This is a genomic window from Microcoleus sp. PH2017_09_SFU_O_A (genome assembly GCF_020738625.1).
Classification (GTDB): Bacteria; Cyanobacteriota; Cyanobacteriia; order Cyanobacteriales; family Microcoleaceae; genus Microcoleus.
In genome coordinates, this window is record NZ_JAEQCF010000058.1 from 14056 (window position 1) to 30958 (window position 16903).

Below are 16903 nucleotides of genomic sequence, written 5' to 3' on the forward strand. Positions count from 1 at the left end.
AGGAATGAGACAGAGGTCTCATTCCTGAGAAACAAAGTAACAATTTGTTACTTTGGTCGCGAAAAGCACATTTTTTCGTTTAACAAACATCTCCATACCACGATCGGCGGATTCTGAACAGAAATGTCGATCGCCCGATCGCCCGATCGACTCACCAGTTAGGGAAGCCCTGGAAGACGATCGCACTTCGATCGATCGCCCAAGCTATTTTAAAATTGATCGATAACCGAAAATGGTGATTAGCTATGATGGCAAATCTCTCGGCGCGCTGCTATGCGGGCGAAAGCGATTTAACTGCGATCGCCGATTTAATCAATACTTGCGAAGAAGTCGATCGGCTCGATCAAGGCACTTCCATCTCGGAATTACAACAAGAATTTAACCAACCGTCCCGAGATTTAGCGCGCGATATCTGTCTTTGGGAAGATGCAGGCGGCAAATTAATCGGTTTTGCCGAGTTGTGGATTTCTGAACCTGGGACAGTCATCGATGGTTGGCTGTCGTTTTCAGTCCGCCCCGAGGCGCGCTGCGGAGATGTGGAAGCGGCGGCAGTGGCTTGGGGCGAAAGGCGGATGCGCGAGGTAGCATCATTGCGGGGCGCGCAGGTGAAGCTGCGATCGGGGGTTAGGACACAGGATGCCGATCGCATTTCTGTGCTCACAAATTGCGGTTTTAGGGTCGATCGCTATTTTTGTCGCATGGCGCGATCGCTCACGGAACCGATCGCCCAAGCCCAATTCCCAGAAGGTTTTGCGCTGCGTCTATTCCCCGGCGAACAGGATTCGGAAGCTTGGGTAGAAATGTTCAACCAGTCGTTTATCGATCACTGGAATCACCACGATTTAACAGTCGAGAAATTCAAATACGATTTAGCAAAACCCAGTTACAGAAAGGATTTAGACTTGATTGCAGTTGCTGCTGACGGGACTTTTGCAGCTTTCTGTTATTGCGAAATTAATGTCGAGGAGTGCGATCGTACTGGACGAAATGAAGGCTGGATTGCTGTTCTTGGTACGCGGCGCGGTTTCCGCAAACTTGGATTGGGACGGGCGATGTTGCTGGCTGGTTTGCAGCGACTAAAAGCTGCCGGTGTTGAGACTGCGATTCTCGGCGTGGATACTGCAAATCCTTCCGGTGCATTGCGACTTTACGAGTCTGCGGGCTTCCACAATATTCGCGATAGCATTTCTTATATTAAGGATGTTTAAACAGTTGACAGTTGACAGTTGACAGTTGACAGTTGCCCACCTAAAACCTAAACTTCACACCTAATACCTGGGCACTCCGGAGCAGGCTGCGCACCGTGTGTCCCCCGCAGTTGCGCTTTCCTAGAGGGTTTTAGCCAAAAACAAAAAAACTTTTCCTACCCCCTTGACACTTCTGTAGTATGTGTGTAGCATAAACATATGGAAAGCGCAGGAGAGCCAAAAACCTGCATTTTCCGTACCAAATCTGAACCTTGACAACTAAATAGCGTTCGAGATTTCAAGGAACATCAATTTGAAAGTCTTGCAATAGAGACTTAATTGTTATGTTGTTACTTTTCACGAGACTGTTCAGTTACAGACTGACTCGATCTGAGTCAGATATTGTACCAAAACAGCCGAATTTCAACGAATCTGGGGCGGATTCAGAACAACACAGTTGCGATCGAGCGCGATCGGCAAAAAAGACTGAAGAAATCCGCCATCTCAAACAAGCTTACCATTTAGAGCGGCGTTTGTTTATGTAAAAATTGTCGTGTGGGCGCAGATGCGAATGCTGGCAATTTTTACCGACTAACGCCACAACTAAACAGCAGAAAAGCTACTAATCCAAAATCTAAAATCTAAAATCTAAAATCGCTTAAGGAGGTAACAGTTATGGTTCACATTCGTTTTGAAGGACGTTCCTATGATGTGGCAGAAAACCAACTGGGTATCACGGTAGGAATGAGCGACAAAACAATTCAGGAACGTCTAGCCAATCATTTTGATGTCAAGAGCGATCGCTTCGAGTCTTACGTGCTAGATCGCCGTCCCAGCGGTGATTTAATTGTCCGCCCAGAGGCGGTTTACGGATAGGAATTTACTTTTATTCCGCGCCCCAATTCGAGAAGCCTACAAACATTAGGGTTCTAGTTCTGAAAAGATTGCGGGTTCAAGTCCCGCTGAAGGCTTCGGCTTTTATGGTGAAATGGTAAACACGCTAGAAGTTGTCAAAAGCTTTTCAAACTTGCGCGGTATAAAAAATTATCAATTGTCGAGGCGCACCCCAACTAAAGAAGCTTACAAACTGGCGAACGTTCGACTAAAAATCGAATAGTAGGTTCAATTCCTAAAAAACAAAGCTTCTCTGACTCGTGCGCCGCCTCTAATACCTGAAGTTTTTATATCTGTCACGCGGTTAAAAGTTCCACTTCGCGCCCTCACAAAGGAAGCTTACATACTCGCTCTTGGTAGAGCATTTCTCTTTAAAGAAAAGTTGCAGGTTCAACTCCTGCGTATGAACAACGGCTTTCTTGACTTGCGCGAGGTGACTTTTACTATCACAACACTTTGATTCAACTTTCTTCATGAAAAAGGTTTGTAGTGATGACTTTAGTCCGCAGAAAAGAAGGACTGAAGTCCTCACTACAAACCTTATGGAAAACAAGGGAAACTATCCGCTCTTGAATCTTCAGTTCCGCGCCCTAACATAGGAAGCGCATACACACGATACCACCGATTAGTCACAGGTTCAAATCCTGTCAGTCTCGTTTAAGAGGCTGTAGCTCAGGGGTAGAGCAATCGGTCTGTTAAACCGCTTTTTAAACTTGCGCGGAACTTCCAATTTTTGAACAACTCAATTCCTTGTTACAAACGAAACACTTCGCGCCCTAACTGATGAAGCTTACACACTTTAGTAAATATAACTGCCCTAAGGTACTGATATTCGAGCGATCGAATTAGGGAAGCATTCCGAGTCTCTAGTTCTAGATGAGGTTTGCGCGTCCACTGCTAGGTAAAACTGGTAAGAACGGCTGTGCTTAAAGCTTTTTTGACTTGCGCGAAGTGTTTTAAACTTTGTCAAATTTTACATAAATTGCTCGCGGATGGCTAGAAACCGGGTTTATTGCCAGAAAGAATTGGTTTACACCCGGAACACTTGTAGGGAGAAATTAAAATCAGACTATTCATTAACTCTAATCCTCTTCTTTCTTTTGTCAACTGTCAACTGTCAACTGTCAACTGTCAACTGAATGAAGCATTTTTTTCGGTGTAGTCCGTAGATTAGGCAAACAAATCTGTTTCTTTGTCAAAAGTTCATCCATGACTAGGATAATTTAATTTACAATTGTTAATTGCTATGAGCGAACACCGATTAGATAGAATCGTCATCGAACGGCCTCGCGGTGGCTGGAGAGCTAGCTTAAAAAAAGTACCAGGAAACCGGAGACATCTGAAAGAAATTACTGAGGCAGCTTGCACTGATGGAATCTTTAACCCTTATCTACTCAAGCTGAAAAGAAAAAGCAAATATTTTTCTGATTGTCTGGGGCCTTTATCTCGCTGGCTGCGGAGCAAAATAGGACAAGATTGGGATGATATCTACCACGAATTGTGTCAAATTCTTGATATAACTACGCTGTCTGGAAAACATATTCTCTCCCATGTTTGGGGTTATGTGGAAAGAGATGTTGTGTTGGTTGATGGAATTGTTTGCGATCGCCGATATGGGCGTCAACTTGGTTCTAGGAGAGAGGAACTTTACGTTCATCCTGAGACGCGGATACTCTGCTTGGCAAACAAGGTACGAAAATTACCTCCGAAAAAGCCTGATGATTTTCTCAAGATCGATGATTACCATCATTATCAAAAGCTAGATGGCATTTGGTATCTTTTCGAGCTGGCCGATCGGGAAGAATTGGAGGTAATTCATCAATATTACTCCCGTGTCAAAACATGGAAGTATACTGCGAGCAAACGTCAGTGCAACAAGAAGCAAATTAAGTTCATCATGGAACAACTCAGTAAAAGTTAAAAGACATGAGTCGGCGGTTGAAACCGCTACTACACAAACGATGTCCGCCTCCGCGGACTAAGAAATTGATTGGGTATTAGCTATGAGCAATAAACTTGCAATTTACCGATCGCCCTACGAGATAGATACCCTCCTCCACGCCTTCCAAGAATGCAGCCTCCCGCGCAGCCAATGGACGCATGAAGCCCATTTAACCGTTGCTTTATGGTATTTTCTGTTTGGCGAATCGGACTCAGAGGCGATCGATGCAATTCGCAATGGCATCAAACGTTACAACTCTGCCAATGGCATTGAAAGCACGCCAAACAGCGGGTATCACGAAACGCTAACGCTATTTTGGGCGCAAACTGTGCGCGAGTATCTGGCAGATGAAGGCCGGAATCGCTCGATCGTACATTTAGCTAACGGTTTGATTGCAGAATATGCCGATCGCACTTTACCCTGGAACCACTACACCCGCGAGCACCTGATGTCCTCCGAAGCCCGAAATAATTGGGTTGAACCGGATTTAAGGGCGATCGAAATCCCAGAATTTTCCCTGAAATAGTTTTAAAATAGCAGTTGTTGCCGCGCCCCAATCCGAAGAGCTTACATACCAACCCTTCTAAGGTTAAAAAAACAAAGCTCCTCAAACTTGCGCGGTGACTACGATATTCATTGCCAAGCGTGCAACAACTGCCACCCGCAGATTTTTGGATATTCCTAATAATTGAAAATCCAAAATCGCCAATCCAAAACCACAACTGGAGGCCGCACCAATGAATACAGCAGAGCGCGATTTACGTTTAGAAATGCTCAACAGTCTGCTCACCACACCTCACCGACAACTGGAAAAGGTGACAGAAATTCACAAGTTAATTATCGAATTAGATCCAATTTTTTACGGTCATTTAGCAGTGTGGTATCAGCGTCACGGCGACGTGCGCGACCACAAGGAAGTTTTTGCCGGAAACTTGCTGACTTCGGCGCTGACAGAGCACCGAGACGCCGGGTTTATGATGTTACAAGAGTTCCCGCCCTACGAGGTTTCGCGGATTGTGGACTTTATGAAGCAGCACCAAAATAAGCTGCCTCGCAGCGCGCGCACTGCTGTCACTCGCTATCTGCGATCGCGCGAAAAGAATGCCCAGTTTTTCGATCGCGCCGCCATCCGCAACCGCAAGGCGATGAAGCACTTATACGCGACTCTGCACGTCAAGCCGAGCGATCGAGCTAATGCTATTCTGTTTAAGGACAATCCGCCGGAAGACTCGCTGGCATTTGTTTTGAAGCAGTTAGCGAAGGCTGCGACTCCTGCGGAACAGGCGAATTTGATTGTTGAGTACAAGATTCCCTATACGATCGCAGTTGGTGCGATCAAAATGCTCACGCCAACGGTGTTAGCAGCGCTGATTAATTCGATGTCGCCGCAGGAAGTCATCAACAACCTGAAATCAATTCAGTCTCGCGGCGCGATGGATCACCCGGAAGTCAAGCTGTTGATTGACTCGAAGTTGGATGAAGCCGCCAAGTGCGATCGGGTTTCTGCATACAAAGCCAGTGTTGCCGGTGCGGGCGCGAAGTTCGACGCAGCCACAACGGCGAAGCTGGAAGCGGTAACTAACGAACAGGTGAAGAAGCGCGGCAAGATTGTTAAAGCCACGGGTTTGTTGGTTGACAAGTCGGGAAGTATGGAAAGTGCGATCGAAGTTGGCAAGCGTCTCGCTGCCATGATTTCGGGCATTTCCGAGGCTGCGCTGTACGTCTACGCCTTTGACACGATGCCCTATCCAGTGCAAGCAAACGGCAGCGAATTGACCGATTGGGAGCGCGCATTCAAGCACATTCGCGCAGGCGGCGGCACAAGTTGCGGTTGTGCGATCGAAGCAATGCGGATTAAGAAGCAGGTGGTTGAGCAATTCATTATGGTAACAGATGAAGGCGAAAACTCTGCACCTTATTTTGCAGATGCTTATCAGAAATACTGCCACACTTTGAGCGTAATTCCTGATGTGGTGATTGTGCGAGTTGGCGCTTACTGCGATTATGTTGAAAAACAATTGAAGGATAAGCAAGTGTCGGTGGAAACGTTTACATTTGCGGGTGATTATTACTCGCTGCCGAACTTGGTGCCGATGTTGTCTCGTCCTTCGCGGCTGGAGTTGTTGATGGAAATTCTGGATGTGGCTTTGCCTGTCAGGGATGATAAACAGTTGACAGTTGACAGTTGACAGTTGACAGTTGACAAAGGTCGTAGGAGGTTTTTTCTATGGGGATTTACACCCCACCCTAAAAACATTACACCGGGAGCATCTCAGTTTTGTAAAAAATATTTTTTCTTTGAGTGCGAGCGTCCCCGCTCGCGTATTGTACAATACGCGAGCGGGGACGCTCGCACTATAAATACAAAACTGAGATGCTCCCCATGACACCAACCTGCGGGGGTTTTAAACCCATGAATTCTGATAAATGATATAATCGGGCATGGCTCGTCAAAGAAGTTTGGTTCTGGAAAAATCGTCACTTTGAAGTTTATCATCTGCGGGGAGACGAATATGAAAAAATCCACCAAAGCGAGTTATTGCCCAATTTAGATTTATCATTGCTGGCTGAGTATGTACAACGCCCCGATCCTCTTGAGGCGGTGTTGGAGTTTAGGGAAATAGTTAGAGAAAATTTAGGGAGAAATTGAGATTGAATAATGTACGATCGCCTGCAAACTCTTTTGTTTATTCTAATTATTAGTTATCTCTGTGTTGCTTGTCAATCGCAAAAAAGCGTCAAGCCAATTTCTGTTCCAACTGTCCAGTTAAATCCCGCAACAGTGCCGGTAACTTCGCCGATAGTTCGTGAAGTGCTCGATAATGCGATCGCCCAAACTAAAATTACCAATTCTTACGATCCTGCTTATGTAGCGATTCCCTACCCTGGTGGCGATGTACCGATGACTACAGGTGTTTGCACGGATGTCATAATTCGCGCATTTCGGCAAGTAAAAGTGGATCTGCAACAAGAGGTACATCAAGATATGCAGCAGAACTTTGTCGCATATCCAAAAGATTGGAATTTGACCAACACAGATCCGAATATCGACCATCGCCGAGTTCCTAATTTGATGGTATTTTTTGAACGAAAAGGTAAATCGTTACCTGTTACTCGAAATGCAGATAATTATCAACCGGGTGATGTAGTAACATGGAATCTAGGTGGAGGTGAGTCTCATATCGGGATAGTTAGCAACGTGCGATCGCCTTCGGGAAGATTTGCGATCGTTCACAATATCGGTGCAGGGACTAAATTGGAAGATGTCCTCTTCAATTGGAAGATTATCGGGCATTATCGATATTTTTGAGTAGCATCGAAAATCGATCGCACTTTACTCCCAAATATCTCCCTCAATCAATCTCCTCAAGCGGCAACTTTTTCTCGATTCTCAACTCTTCCCTAGTTTGTTCGATAATTTCCAGTAACTCAGGATTGGCGATGGATGAAACTAACTGCGAATCCGCAGCAGCCAAAGCAGCGCGCAGCTTGGGGGAAGTGAGTGTAGGATATTTCTCTAAAACTTGCTCTTCTGTCCATCCCGCCGCAAACAGCCCCAACAGGAATTCTACAGACAATCGAGTTTCTGGCGCTGGTGGTTGAATTGTTGAAGTTTTCGGGTTGGGATGAATGAGCTTTCGCCAGTCCATTGTTTTAGTTAAACGATTTGGGAAGACTTCGCCGATTATACTGCATTTGGGCACAGTATAAATACGGAGACTGTTAACTCACTCTGTAACTTGATACCGCAGCTCATTTCCCGATTTTGTAATTAAATTGTTATGGCGATCGCAGTGTGGCACTTTCTTATAGACTAGACTGGTAGGGTGTCGATCGGGCGATCGTCCTTTTTCGTTTTGTCAGTTTCAATAGCAAATCGCGTTAACGAAGCCCTAGAAGACGATCGCACTCCAATCTCCACCCACTGTGTAACCCACCGTGCAACTCACAGTACAACTACTTTAACTTCTTAAAACTATGGGAAAAAAGTCGAAAGCCAAAAAATCCCAGGTCAAAAAATCCACTTTACTGTCCCAGCGACTCCAAGAAGCCCTCGATCGAGGCTGTAAAGTTTGGATTAAAACAAATAATAGTAGTTTCGGCGGCATCCCGATTAATTTGTTCGGGGAGTTTGCAGAACTTTTGGTGATAGTTCCCCCTAACGAACACGGGGAAAATACCGATGCTTACGGACAAGTTACGTGGTTGATTCGACTTTCTGATATTATTGCACTCGCCTATCCTACTGAATACTGGTCTAAAGATAGATTAGAAAGTTTGCTGCCGCCGGATGCAGTTACCTCTGAAGTAGGAGATTAATTGGGTAAGGTGCGCTGCGGCGCACCCTACTGGTTTGTAGTGAGGACTTTAGTCCTTCTTTCTGCGGACTAAAGTCCTCACTAGAAACCATTTTTCTCGCGTAAATAAACGGACATAATATGGCTATTTTCTCAGCTATTTTACAAGAGAAAATATACACCACTCCGACAAAAATTCATCATTCAATTACTTGTTGCAAGCTGAAAGCTGAATTTTACAGTTGCCTCCTTCCAGTTCGCTGCAAGCAGCGAGAGCTTGAGCTTCTGCTGCTGCTTTATCATCGCCCCAGCCCGCACCTGCTCCTCCTTTGCCTACTGAGATCGCTCCACAATTATTGGTATTAGAGGTCAGCGCTTGGCAATCGTTAGCCCCACCACTTTGTTGATTGCAGGCGGCTACTGCTGCATCTAGTGCTTCTTTCTCTGTACCATGATCCCAACTAATACCGGTGGCGTCAGAAGTCGGAGAATAAGCAGTAGCTCCATGAGTGTTCTGAGCTTTAGCTACTTGGGCAGAGCCAACAATAGGAAGTGTCAGACTTGTCACTACTACTAACTTAAAACAGAGTTTTTGCAGCATATTTACTTGATATTTTTACAACGTTAACTTTGAATACTTGCTCAATATTATATTCGGAATTCCCTTGATGTCAAGATTGTTAGTAAATGTTTATATTCTCTTAGTTTATATGCAGATCGTGTAAAAACAAGTAAAATTACCAGAAAGAATTGGTTGAAAGCCTCTCCCCGATAGGGAGAAATTAAAATCAGACTATTCATTACTCCAATCCTCTTCCTTCTAGGTAAAGGTCGCTCTTAAACTGTCAACTGTCAACTGTCAACTGTCAACTGTCAACTGTTGAAGGAGGTCACTTCCATGGCAAATATCCGCAAGATTATCAGCCAACTCGCGGCCCAAGAAGGGGAACTGCTCGATACTCAATTCCTGGCTCCTTGCGTTCGAGGGGGAAGGGTGCGGACAAAGATATGTGGCATGATTTATACTTTTCAATTGCAGCAGCGCAACTTTGAAGGATGGGCTATTTTGGAGGCAATTAATAATAAAATTGCTGCTGTAGTTGAGGAACCTAGTTTGCCACAAGTCGCCGAGTATTTGCAACTGCTTGTACCGATTCGCTTGCAATTAGCTCGCGTGCTACAAGGGCAAAGTTGGCTGGCCTATCCTGTTAACGAGTCTGATGCTAAACAGCGCGTGGGTTTTGCTAAACCTGTAGCAGTACATTTAGTGAGTGAAAGCTCCCAGTTCGAGCAGATTGTGGCGCGGTGGGACGGTAATTGTTTGTGGTTTGAAGAGATTGATCGGCGCGCCGATCCGCTGCTGTGTGAGGAGTTGAAAGATGCTTTGAAAAAGTTGATTTTGCCTCAAGAAGTTCGCTTTAAAGGAATGACGCCGGAAATGCGAATTGTTTACGAATTGGTGTGCCGAAATATTAAAGATTTCGCTCCGAAAGTGCGTGACGAACAGCGCTTGCAGCGGGCGTTGCAGATGGGGGGCGGCGAGTTGCGGGATTTTAGCGATCGCGCTGATTATTGGTTGGTTGAATGGACTAGCGCTAGTGGAGAACATCATAGTTCGGCGATCGCCAAAAATGACTTAACAGTTATGAGTTCTGGTATTTGTCTCAGTGGCTTGGACAAAGATTTCGACTTGCAGTCATTAGTCGGAGTAGTCGAAAATCGATAAGCTTTACAGCATTTAATTTGTACGTCTGGGGCGGGCTAGAAGCCCACCCCACAAGACTTTGAGATTTTTTGCCCTAAAAAATTCAAGGCAGAATAGCTGAGCAATTCCCAATTCCCAATTCCCAATTCCTAACTGTCAACTGTCAACTATCAACTGTCAACTGTCATGAGTATATTTTTTCACGAACAACTTTACCGAAGTGCCGCAGTGATGTCGCTGATTAAAAATTTCCCGGTAACGGTGTGCGGCGCGGGTGCTTTGGGTGCGAATATTGTAGAGAGTCTGGCGCGATCGGGATTTTGTCAGTTAAGAGTCGTCGATCGCGATCGCATCGAAGAGCGCAACCTTTCCACTCAACCCTATTATCGATCGGACATCGGCGCCTTCAAAGCCAAAATTCTCGCCAACAACCTGTACCGCGCTTTGTCAGTCAGCGTTGACGCGCACTCAAAGGAATTGACACCCGCCAATGTCGATCGACTGCTTGCCAACAGCGCCCTGGCGATCGATACTTTTGATAACAGCATCGGGCGGCAAGCAGTCAAAGATTACTGTGCGAGTGCCTCCATTCCCTGCGTGCACGTCGGATTAGCCGCCGATTACTCCGAAATAATTTGGAACCAACACTATCGGGTTCCTTCCGCCGCCAATGATGACGTTTGCGATTACCCGCTGGCGAGAAACTTGGTAATGCTGACAGTTTCTGTAGCGTGCGAAGTAATTGTTACCTTTGCTGCAACCCAAGAGCAACAAAATTTAACTTGCACGATCAAAGATTTTGCAGTAAAGCCACTTATATTGTAGAATGTCGGTTGACTGTTGCCAGAAACCCGGTCAATCGAGATTGGACGCCTCCATCCCAGAAACCCGGTTTCTCACTCTCAAACAATTGTCAGTCGATTTTAGATTTTAGATTTTAGATTTTAGATTGACTCTCGGATTGAATCTGGGAGCTTCAACAAAATTCTAAAATTTTGAGATCGTCCACGACTTTAGTCGGTGGCTTTTACCCGTTTGTTGCGGGTCAAACTTGCAGAAAACGCTTGAGAAAATTAACAGGGAAAGTATGGTTGGATCGCAGACTTTTTATTATTTACTAGCAGTTCTCGGCATATTAGTTTTGACAGGCGCCAATGCAGCCACTTATTCAGGGGGCGCCGGCGACAAAGTTTGCCACACTAATGATTGCCACGAACCAGAAGTTAGATTCCATAAAAGGATTTTAAAACACGGATCGAGAGGCGAAGATGTGAGGAAACTGCAAAAATTGTTAAACGCCCGCGGTGTGTGTCCAGAACCGATCGCACTTGATGGCATCTTTGGTAGAACAACCCTAGATGCAGTGAAAATATTTCAGCGGGAAGCCAACCTTCCTGTAGACGGAATTGTGGGAGGAAAAACTTGGGACAGACTGTTTACCAGTTCGTAAATTTAAGTACCGGACAGCAAAAGTTCCTAAGTCAGTCGATTTTAGATTGTAGATTTTAGATTTTAGATTTACTCGATAACAGATGAATCTGGAAGCTTAAACTCTGTAATCTAATTTTTTTTCTCCACCCTCGATAGCGTCGGAAAGTAAGTACCTGTGTTGGCGCGGATTCATATTTGGTAATCATTAACCCCTGCAATTTGTAGTTGCACATCAAGTAGATTTTGTGCAACTACAGATACCTAAATTGCCATCAATAATCAATGGCTAACTAGATTAATAATGAATGAAGTTTTAGATTTTTGGTTTGGTCGATCGAACTCTCCAGAATTTGGTAAAGTTCAAAAGAAGTGGTTTGAGAAAGATGCCGATTTTGATACGGAAGTGCGATCGCTATTTCTAGCAGAATACGAACTAGCAGCATCCGGTAAACTCTACTCCTGGCAAGATTCCCCGGAAAACTGCCTAGCATTAATCATACTGCTCGATCAATTTCCGCGCAATATGTTTCGCGAAAATCCCCAAGCCTTCGCCACAGACAGCAAAGCCTTAGCCGCCGCCCAACACGCTGTTAACAATAACTTCGATCGCGAATTGTTGACTGTACAAAAGTGGTTTATCTACCTGCCTTTTGAACACAGCGAAAACTTAGAACACCAGCAAAAATCTGTGCAATTATTTCGCCAACTCAGCGGCGAACCTGACAGCGAATCAGTCATTAATTTTGCAGTGCGGCATTTTAAAATCATCGAGCGTTTTGGCCGATTTCCCCACCGCAATCAAATTCTCGGACGCGACACAACTCCCGCAGAAGCAGAGTTTCTCAAACAACCAGGTTCGGGATTTTAGGGCGCTTACACAAAACCTTTAGGATACTAAAATTATCAATATGTGTTTCAAACACCAAGAACATATAGATAAGCTTTCAACTAAATGCCCGCCACTGGACTATGAACCGCAAGAAATGCTGGCTTTTAGATTTGTATTTGAGCCCAATGATGAACGAGCTATTAATAACTTTAAACCGGTGCTGATAATAACTCCGCAGCGCAACCTAAAACCAGAAACTGAAGCTACCAGGTGTCAAGGTTATGCGCTATCATTATTTGATACCAGGGAAAATGCCGAAAACCGTTATTTAAAACTAACAAAAAAAAGAAAAAAACTGCGCGATTCTCTGGGGACTCACATAGCAGCAGGAGCGATCGACAAGACAGATGGAGTTGTCTCCAAAATAGATGATAACGGTCACTTGAGCCTACATGAGTTTGCTAATGCTGATTTGGCAGCAAAATTTGTAATAACATCTTGTTTATTGTAAGGTAAAAAAAAGTGGAACAATTAATAGGATTTAAACTAAGTAAATTTCCTTTATCTCTTAGAAGCATAGTCAATTTAGAGTATTTCGACGGCCCCCTGCTATCGCTTTTTGAGAATGAATACGGCGATAGCTATCTTTATTCTTGGTGCGATGTAGATAATTTGTACAATCGCTGGTTGGTTTTCAGAGTTGCACAACCAACTCTCAAGCTTTACATAGAGGGACAAGTTTCATTTCACCAGTTAATTGTAAATCCTGTTGACGGATTTCTATATTCATTAGATATAGACAATGCTTTACAGGTGAAAAACACTTATTTAATCCTGCCTGAGAATTTACCGGAAATCTACTTGCCAGAAACAGATTCCTATTACGAACTGTCTGATTTAAATCGCGAAACAGCGGCAGAAGATAAGTTGTTAATTTTTCAAAAAGTTTCCGGTGAATCTCAACTTAGCAAGGTTTGAAGCTGATTAAACAGCCAGATACCGGACTTCTTCAAGAAGTCGGGTATCTAATCCATCGCCCTTTGCTCAGCCACGATACTGCACGCGATAAATCCGGTTATTCGCTTCCTCAGTAAACAATAAACTCCCATCAGGTAAAACCAGCAAACCAACAGGCCGCCCCCAAGTTTTCGGGCCCGACGGATCGGTGAGAAAACCAGTCAGAAAATCCTCATAATAACCTTGAGGGCGTCCAGTCGCCGCATTAAAAGGTACAAACACAATTTTATAACCCGTTCCTGCATTCCGGTTCCAACTACCCCGAAACGCCACAAACGCGCCGTTAAAAAATCTTTTGGGAAACGTTTTCCCGTCGTAAAACTGAAGTCCCAAAGCTGCCGAATGGGCCTGAAACAGCACGTCTGGCATCAATGTTTTAGCTGCTAAATCTGGTCGATCGCTCTTTCCATTTTTGACGTGGCGCGGGTCGAGCAAATTTGGCTTAAAATAAGCGTAAGGCCAGCCGTAAAACTCGCCTTGACGAATTCTTGTCAAGTAATCCGGTACCAAATCATCTCCCAAACCGTCGCGTTCGTTGACTGTCGTGTAAAGTTGATTGGTTTTTGGGTGAAAATCCAATCCCACCGGATTTCGCAAACCGGAAGCAAAAGTTTGCGGGTTTGTGCCGTCCAAATTCATCACTTGCACAGACGCCCTCGGCAAGGGTTCGGAGTCGGCGTTAGACTGGGAACCAACTGATACAAAAAGCCGGCGGTTGTCCGGGGAGGCGACAACGTTTCGCGTCCAGTGTTGGTTGTAGCCACCGCCCGGTAAATCGGCAATCTTTTGACCAGTACCTGTTAATTGTTCTTGCCCTTTTGTGTAGGGAAATCGGCGGACTTCGGCGCTGTTTCCGAGGAAGAAATAGCGATCGGCAAAAGCCATGCCAAAGGGAATATTTAAGCCGTTTTGGGCGCTGGCAAAAGTCATGTTCACCTCAGCAACGCCATCACCGTTGGCATCCCTGAGCAGCCTAATCCGATTCTGCCTGGTTTCTGTTACCAAAACATCTCCTGTCGGCGTCAAAGCCAGCCATCGGGGAGCGTCTAAATTGTCAGCAAAAACGCTGACGACAAAGCCAGGAGGGACTTGCAGCACTGGCGATGGGGGAATCGGTACTACTTGAGGAGGTTTCGAGGCGCTTTGGGTGGCGAAAGGCTGCGGCAAAGCAGTTGCAACAATGCGGATCGGCTGCGGCGAAAGCGGTTTGGTCGGTACAATTTGATTTGTACGAACATTTGTCAGCGGTGCAACGGAGGGAATTTGCGACAGCGGAGTTGGTGCGGGTACAGGAGTCGCTGTAGCATCGGTAGCTCGATCGCACGCAACCAGGGGTAACAGCAGAATTAGCAGCAAGAAACGCAGGTAATACATAGCAGCGATTTCTCAACAATTGCTGGACAATTCTTTTATTCTAACTGCTCTGAAAAAGCGAAGCCACCGCGCGCGCGGTGGCTTAATTCTGGTTAGAAATCTAGTTCTACCAAAGTCCTCTCACAGGAGGAGCTGGACGCGGAGCCGGAATCGGACGCGGAGCCGGAGCGGGAGCCGGACGAGGAACTGGGCGGGGAGCGGGAGCCGGACGCGGTGGCGGTTCAGGGGCCGGACGCGGTGCTGGAGCGGGGGGACGAACAACTGTGGTAGAGACTACTTTATAATCGGGGATCACGACGAGCCTTTCTACCTGATCTCCGGCTACGGTGGCTCTGACTTTCATTCCCGGTACCAGAGAAGTAATTCTCAGGATGCATCTTTGAATCCTGAGAGTCCTGTACGGCCCGCTTTCTGGGCTAATTGTTACTATGTCGCCGACAATATTTTTGACAAAACCAATAATGGTTTGAGCGTTGGCTGTTGTGGTGCTCTGCGTTTGGGCTATTTCAATTGGAGGGTTAGCCATCGCAGGAAGCACTGAAACCGCCGATATTAGCACCGACAGGGTTGCACCTGTAAATAATTTGATCTTCTGAAGACGCATTGAAACCTCACATTAACTGCTATTTAGGGTCGGGCTTGCTTTCGCTGCGCGAAAGTCCCAACCTTTAAACCTAATCCAGTTTAATCCCCGGAGTAGTAAATTTAGGACAATCTCAAAAAAAGATTATCGAACAAGTTTTGAAAGACTAAATTTTACATCATAAGTTCCCAAGTTACAAGAAGTTCAGTGCTTCGGATCTCTAGAGTGTCGGCGTGATATATTGAGTTTGTTCGATCGACCGTTTCCGTTTTTTTGCGCCCCTCTAACTGTTGCGGCACGGGCGGCAAACTCTGCCAACAGACAGATTATGCTTGCCGGATGCAGCAGCGCCATAGTTTCAATTTGCGATCGCCAGTCTGCCACAGATCAAAAAATCAAATGAGTCGGAGGTAAAATTCAATCATTGACTTGCACGATTTACCCATCAACCGGATTTGTTCGCGAAAATCTCTAGCGGAGCGCCACCGTTCCCCGTATAAAACCCCGGTTTATTTGGTATTACCGCGTAAGTCTTGTGTTGAGCTATATCATCTCCGGTCAATTACCCGCAATAAAAAATATTGTTTGTAGTGAGGACTTCAGTCCGCATCAAATTTCAAGGACTAAAGTCCTCACTACAAACAACATTGGTTTGTAGTGAGGACTTCAGTCCGCATCAAATTTCAAGGACTAAAGTCCTCACTACAAACCAATTTTGTGGCAGTTAAATAAGTTATGATTTGTGAAATGGAAACTCAAAACTGGGCAGGGCATTTACAGTAAAAAACCCATCTCTAAATTTTGGCTTTCCGGTGCAGTTTGCGGATAATTAGATAAGAACTTTGTAGGAACTGCTGGTGAAGAGTTTAGCGAACAAAATAATGGTGAACAGCAAATTTTTATTTAACAACTTAATTGTGCTGAGTTTGAGCGCAGCGGCGCTGTCTGTCGCCTTACAGCAGCAAGCGACTGCTGAACCGGTGGCTAATTTAAGTAATAGTGCGATCGCCCAGCAGCCAAAATCTGATGTAAAATTGCCAAATCTCGGAGTTCCCGAACTGCCACCATTAGGCGAACCGTCTAGGTATCTTCCGCAGGAACCAAACGCGCCGGAAAATGCGATTGAGGAAGTGCGTTTAGTGCTGAAATTGCGAGAACGCCGGGTCTATGTTTACCGCAAAAATAAGGTGCAAGCCAGTTTTCCGGTGGCTGTGGGGAAAGACGGCTGGGAAACTCCCACGGGCAACTTTAAAGTGATGCAAATGATTAAAGATCCTGTTTGGGAACATCCTTGGACGGGAGAACTTGTACCCGCAGGGCCGGACAATCCGCTGGGAAGCAGGTGGATCGGGTTTTGGACGGATGGTAAGAATGTGATCGGTTTTCACGGGACTCCGACTCCAGAGTCGATCGGGCGAGCGGCTTCTCACGGTTGTGTCAGAATGTTTGATAAAGATGCCCAAGCTTTATTTGAGAAAGTCGCAGTGGGTACTCCGGTGATAGTTGAGAAGTAATTATTCGGAAACTGTGGTATTTGAAAATATTTAGCAACAGGCAAGATGCCTGTTCCACAAAGAGTTAATTTTATTGTGGGGTGGGCATCTTGCCCGCCCCCTTTCTTTCTTAGCAACAGGCAAGATGCC

The 16903-nt window shown here is 45.5% G+C and carries 20 protein-coding genes; 16 read left to right on the top strand and 4 right to left on the bottom strand.

The genetic code is table 11. The features are described from left to right. Window positions 1-52 precede the first annotated feature (52 nt). The 8 genes from JGK16_RS21280 (at window position 53) to JGK16_RS21315 (ending at window position 7333) form a co-directional block, all read left to right on the top strand. Window positions 53-226, top strand: coding sequence for a hypothetical protein (locus JGK16_RS21280; protein WP_293192392.1), 174 nt, complete (start codon window positions 53-55; stop codon window positions 224-226). A gap of 19 nt (window positions 227-245) precedes the next feature. Next, window positions 246-1208, top strand: coding sequence for a GNAT family N-acetyltransferase (locus JGK16_RS21285; protein ID WP_293185003.1), 963 nt, complete (start codon window positions 246-248; stop codon window positions 1206-1208). A 323-nt stretch (window positions 1209-1531) separates the two neighbouring features. Then, window positions 1532-1732 (top strand): radical SAM protein, encoded by a 201-nt coding sequence (locus tag JGK16_RS21290; RefSeq protein ID WP_293185004.1) that lies wholly within the window; start codon window positions 1532-1534, stop codon window positions 1730-1732. Between the two features lie 130 nt (window positions 1733-1862). After that, window positions 1863-2063, top strand: coding sequence for a hypothetical protein (locus JGK16_RS21295; RefSeq protein WP_293185005.1), 201 nt, complete (start codon window positions 1863-1865; stop codon window positions 2061-2063). A gap of 1264 nt (window positions 2064-3327) precedes the next feature. Further along, window positions 3328-4002, top strand: coding sequence for a hypothetical protein (locus tag JGK16_RS21300; protein WP_293185006.1), 675 nt, complete (start codon window positions 3328-3330; stop codon window positions 4000-4002). An 82-nt stretch (window positions 4003-4084) separates the two neighbouring features. After that, complete coding sequence (locus JGK16_RS21305; RefSeq protein ID WP_293192394.1) at window positions 4085-4549, top strand: hypothetical protein; 465 nt, start codon at window positions 4085-4087, stop codon at window positions 4547-4549. A gap of 211 nt (window positions 4550-4760) precedes the next feature. After that, the gene (locus JGK16_RS21310) at window positions 4761-6212 is read left to right on the top strand and encodes a hypothetical protein (protein ID WP_293192396.1); all 1452 of its coding nucleotides are present in this window, start codon (window positions 4761-4763) and stop codon (window positions 6210-6212) included. 470 nt (window positions 6213-6682) lie between these two features. Then, window positions 6683-7333 carry a DUF1287 domain-containing protein gene (locus JGK16_RS21315; protein WP_293192398.1) on the top strand — a complete coding sequence of 217 codons (651 nt, stop codon included), beginning with the start codon at window positions 6683-6685 and terminating at the stop codon, window positions 7331-7333. Between the two features lie 43 nt (window positions 7334-7376). On the opposite strand, the gene JGK16_RS21320 is transcribed toward JGK16_RS21315, so the two are convergent. Next, window positions 7377-7673 (bottom strand): DUF433 domain-containing protein, encoded by a 297-nt coding sequence (locus JGK16_RS21320; RefSeq protein WP_293185013.1) that lies wholly within the window; start codon window positions 7671-7673, stop codon window positions 7377-7379. Between the two features lie 328 nt (window positions 7674-8001). On the opposite strand from JGK16_RS21320, the gene JGK16_RS21325 reads away from it, so the two are divergent. Next, window positions 8002-8343, top strand: a complete 342-nt coding sequence (locus JGK16_RS21325) for a hypothetical protein (RefSeq protein ID WP_293185015.1) — start codon at window positions 8002-8004, stop codon at window positions 8341-8343. A 186-nt stretch (window positions 8344-8529) separates the two neighbouring features. Here the strand turns inward: JGK16_RS21325 and JGK16_RS21330 are convergent, their stop codons facing one another. Further along, on the bottom strand, window positions 8530-8922 hold the full coding sequence (locus JGK16_RS21330) for a DUF4189 domain-containing protein (protein WP_293185016.1): 393 nt from the start codon (window positions 8920-8922) through the stop codon (window positions 8530-8532). A 297-nt stretch (window positions 8923-9219) separates the two neighbouring features. Here JGK16_RS21330 and JGK16_RS21335 point away from each other — a divergent pair, with 297 nt between their 5' ends. The 6 genes from JGK16_RS21335 (at window position 9220) to JGK16_RS21360 (ending at window position 13264) form a co-directional block, all read left to right on the top strand. Then, a complete protein-coding gene (locus JGK16_RS21335; protein WP_293192400.1) occupies window positions 9220-10047 on the top strand; it encodes a hypothetical protein in 828 nt (275 codons plus the stop codon). Window positions 10048-10212: 165 nt separating this feature from the next. Beyond that, entirely contained in the window at window positions 10213-10851 is a 639-nt protein-coding gene (locus tag JGK16_RS21340; RefSeq protein ID WP_293192402.1) for a ThiF family adenylyltransferase, read from the top strand. Between the two features lie 262 nt (window positions 10852-11113). Further along, window positions 11114-11476: a peptidoglycan-binding domain-containing protein gene (locus JGK16_RS21345; RefSeq protein ID WP_293185020.1), complete on the top strand. Its 363-nt coding sequence runs from the start codon at window positions 11114-11116 to the stop codon at window positions 11474-11476. Window positions 11477-11758: 282 nt separating this feature from the next. Next, window positions 11759-12325, top strand: coding sequence for a DUF924 family protein (locus JGK16_RS21350; protein ID WP_293192404.1), 567 nt, complete (start codon window positions 11759-11761; stop codon window positions 12323-12325). A gap of 40 nt (window positions 12326-12365) precedes the next feature. Next, the gene (locus JGK16_RS21355; RefSeq protein WP_293185022.1) at window positions 12366-12797 is read left to right on the top strand and encodes a hypothetical protein; all 432 of its coding nucleotides are present in this window, start codon (window positions 12366-12368) and stop codon (window positions 12795-12797) included. Window positions 12798-12808: 11 nt separating this feature from the next. Continuing rightward, on the top strand, window positions 12809-13264 hold the full coding sequence (locus JGK16_RS21360) for a DUF6575 domain-containing protein (RefSeq protein WP_293185023.1): 456 nt from the start codon (window positions 12809-12811) through the stop codon (window positions 13262-13264). Window positions 13265-13330: 66 nt separating this feature from the next. On the opposite strand, the gene JGK16_RS21365 is transcribed toward JGK16_RS21360, so the two are convergent. Both JGK16_RS21365 and JGK16_RS21370 read right to left on the bottom strand, forming a co-directional pair. Continuing rightward, complete coding sequence (locus tag JGK16_RS21365; RefSeq protein ID WP_293192406.1) at window positions 13331-14677, bottom strand: PQQ-dependent sugar dehydrogenase; 1347 nt, start codon at window positions 14675-14677, stop codon at window positions 13331-13333. Window positions 14678-14783: 106 nt separating this feature from the next. Further along, complete coding sequence (locus tag JGK16_RS21370; RefSeq protein WP_293185026.1) at window positions 14784-15281, bottom strand: autotransporter; 498 nt, start codon at window positions 15279-15281, stop codon at window positions 14784-14786. An 860-nt stretch (window positions 15282-16141) separates the two neighbouring features. Here JGK16_RS21370 and JGK16_RS21375 point away from each other — a divergent pair. Further along, entirely contained in the window at window positions 16142-16774 is a 633-nt protein-coding gene (locus tag JGK16_RS21375) for a L,D-transpeptidase (protein ID WP_293192408.1), read from the top strand. Window positions 16775-16903: the final 129 nt, after the last annotated feature.